This window comes from Bacteroides sp. An269 (assembly GCF_002159755.1).
Classification (GTDB): Bacteria; Bacteroidota; Bacteroidia; order Bacteroidales; family Bacteroidaceae; genus Phocaeicola; species Phocaeicola intestinalis.
On the sequence record NZ_NFJG01000216.1, the window covers coordinates 1 to 1989 of the forward strand.

Annotated in this window: 3 protein-coding genes; all 3 read left to right on the forward strand. The window is 46.9% G+C overall.

Annotation, left to right across the window (positions count from 1 at the left end):
* Nucleotides 1-176 precede the first annotated feature (176 nt).
* From B5F71_RS19310 to B5F71_RS19320, 3 genes are read left to right on the forward strand one after another with little or no spacing between them, the layout of a single operon-like run.
* The gene (locus tag B5F71_RS19310; protein ID WP_022040862.1) at nt 177-713 is read left to right on the forward strand and encodes a nitroreductase family protein; all 537 of its coding nucleotides are present in this window, start codon (nt 177-179) and stop codon (nt 711-713) included.
* The gene (locus tag B5F71_RS19315) at nt 710-1042 is read left to right on the forward strand and encodes a hypothetical protein (protein WP_022040863.1); all 333 of its coding nucleotides are present in this window, start codon (nt 710-712) and stop codon (nt 1040-1042) included. The genes B5F71_RS19310 and B5F71_RS19315 overlap by 4 nt, the downstream gene beginning before the upstream one ends.
* 15 nt (nt 1043-1057) lie before the next feature.
* Nucleotides 1058-1873, forward strand: coding sequence for a Rossmann-like and DUF2520 domain-containing protein (locus tag B5F71_RS19320; protein WP_241148665.1), 816 nt, complete (start codon nt 1058-1060; stop codon nt 1871-1873).
* Nucleotides 1874-1989: the final 116 nt, after the last annotated feature.

The following is a 1989-nucleotide window of genomic DNA, read 5'->3' on the forward strand; positions in this document are numbered from 1 at the left end:
GCTCCTGTTCTTCGTCAGATAGCCCGCTATCTTCCTCATCACAGAAGCGAAAATGCCTCAAAAACTCATCCCAAATCATCGCACGATAAATTCAAAACAGCTTCTAAGTTAGGCGGCATTTTATTTGAGCATTCCGGTTTTTACCTGTATCTTTGTCATCGCTAAAATCAAGCTTTATGGAAAACTTCAGTGAATTAATCAAGAGACGGCGCAGCATGCGTAAATTTACCGGCGAAGAATTGACTCAGGATGAAGTGGTATCATTGCTGAAAGCAGCATTGATGTCACCCACATCGAAACGGAGCAACAGTTGGCAATTTGTGGTCGTGGACGACAAGTCTACGCTGGAATTGCTGTCGAAGTGCAAAGAAGCGGGGGCTTCGTTCCTGAAGGATGCCGCAGTGGGCATCGTGGTGCTTGGCGACCCGTTGGCAAGCGATGTGTGGATAGAAGATGCATCGGTAGCTTCCATCATGATTCAGCTTCAGGCAGAAGACCTGGGGCTGGGCAGTTGCTGGATTCAGGTACGCGAAAGATATACAGCTACAGGTATGTCGGCCGATGAGTTTGTGCACGGGGTGTTGGATATCCCTTTGCAGCTTCAGGTACTTTCCATTATTGCGGTTGGGCATAAAGGCATGGAGCGGAAACCTTTCGATGAAGACAAGCTGCAATGGGAAAAGATACACCTTAATAAATATGGTGAACGATGACTGCAAAGGCTTCGAATCATAAAGACACGTATCGTGCTACGGCAGTGTTCTTGGGAATAATGGGACTTCTTTATTTGCTCGACCGTCTGATTGGTTTCGCTGCCCATGGTTTGCCTTGGGTGATGCAGAAAGATACGATGTTGCTCTATGCGGCGGTTATCTTTTTATGGTTTAAGGCGGACAAGTCGGTAGGAATTGTCCTGGCAGGTATCTGGTTGATACAGAACATCGGACTGGTAGTTTCTTTGTTAGGACAGATGTCGGGCTATCTGCTTCCTGTAGCATTGCTCCTGATAGGTATCTTGTTGTATTGGCTTTCATCCCGATAAATGAAGAATGAGAAAATGATGAATAAAGAATTGATAGACGGACAGCCTGTGTCCTTGAAAAAGGTCGTATTGGTGGGTGCCGGAAATGTGGCTACCCATCTGGGACCGGCATTGTGCGATGCCGGTTATGAGGTTGTACAAGTGTTCAGCCGTACCGAAGCCTCGGCTTCGGCATTGGCCGGTAAGTTGCACTGTCCCTATACGACAAGGCTTGACATGGTGAATTCGGAAGCTGACATGTATATTGTATCTGTCAAGGACTCGGCTTTGGAAAAAGTGATACCTCCTTTGGTAAGTCGTCATCCGGATGCTTTTTTTGTACATACGGCTGGAAGTATGCCGATGAATGTATGGAAAGGGCTGGCGCGGCATTATGGAGTGCTTTATCCGATGCAGACATTCAGCAAGGGTAGGGGGGTAGACTTCTCAACGGTGCCTTTTTTTGTCGAAGGGTCGGGAAAGGAAGAAATGGAAACCTTGAAAATATTGGCAGGGCAGTTGGGAGGAAAGGCATACGAGGCTACGTCCGAGCAACGCCGCTATTTACATGTTGCTGCAGTGTTTGCTTGCAATTTTGCCAATCACATGTATGCTGTGGCAGAGCATTTGTTGGCATTACACGGATTGCCTTTCGGGGCGATGTTGCCTTTGATAGACGAAACGGCACGCAAAGTACACGAGCTTTCTCCCTTGGAGGCACAGACCGGACCGGCAAGGCGGTATGACGAAAATGTAATCAACCGTCATCTGAGCATGCTTGCCGATGAACCTGAACTTGCCGAGCTATACGAGTTGATAAGCAAGAACATTCATAAGTTTTTAAGTCCTTGAGTTTATGAACTTTTTAGAAGCTGTTTTGAATTTATCGTGCGATGATTTGGGATGAGTTTTTGAGGCATTTTCGCTTCTGTGATGAGGAAGATAGCGGGCTATCTGACGAAGAACAG